We start from the raw sequence: 505 nt of genomic DNA, 5'->3' as shown, positions 1-505 counted from the left end.
CAGACTCAAGAGTTCCCGCATCCTTAACAATGCACGACATCCTCTCACGAACATCAGCAAGAAAATCCTGCCAGCCGTTCCCCTTCAAATACGGCAGATCAAAGAGGATATTCATATGCATGTTAAGGGTTTCATGATCCTCATTATGAGTGAAMTCAGTCACMCTGAAATACAGATTTGAACCATATTTTTGATTGAGCCAACGGAAGCAATCAGAGAGCTTGCGTGTCCATTTCCTATGCTCCGCCTTGAGGTCATCATATATGCGGACGTTCTCACCGCAGGTGATAACCATGTACCGCAGATACTTCCCCTTATTCGGGAGAATGTTATCAATCCAATAGGTCAGCTCATTCCTCAACTGGCGACGCTCAGCAACAGCAACAGCAGGAATGAACATGATATGCCTAAACTGTTCATCCATCTGCTTAGCTAATCCAGACAGCAAACCCACCTTGAAAAAGGTGCCATCCTGCTTCTTACGCCTAGACGGAATCCCCAGACC

The 505-nt window shown here is 46.1% G+C and carries 1 protein-coding gene; it reads right to left on the bottom strand.

Annotated features, from left to right (window positions below):
- A partial coding sequence (locus tag KP705_RS16965) for a hypothetical protein (protein ID WP_215765113.1) occupies positions 1-505 on the bottom strand: 505 nt, incomplete at both ends.

Source organism: Gluconobacter sp. P1D12_c (assembly GCF_018812105.1).
Classification (GTDB): Bacteria; Pseudomonadota; Alphaproteobacteria; order Acetobacterales; family Acetobacteraceae; genus Gluconobacter; species Gluconobacter oxydans_A.
This window is presented reverse-complemented; position numbering and strand designations above follow the sequence as displayed.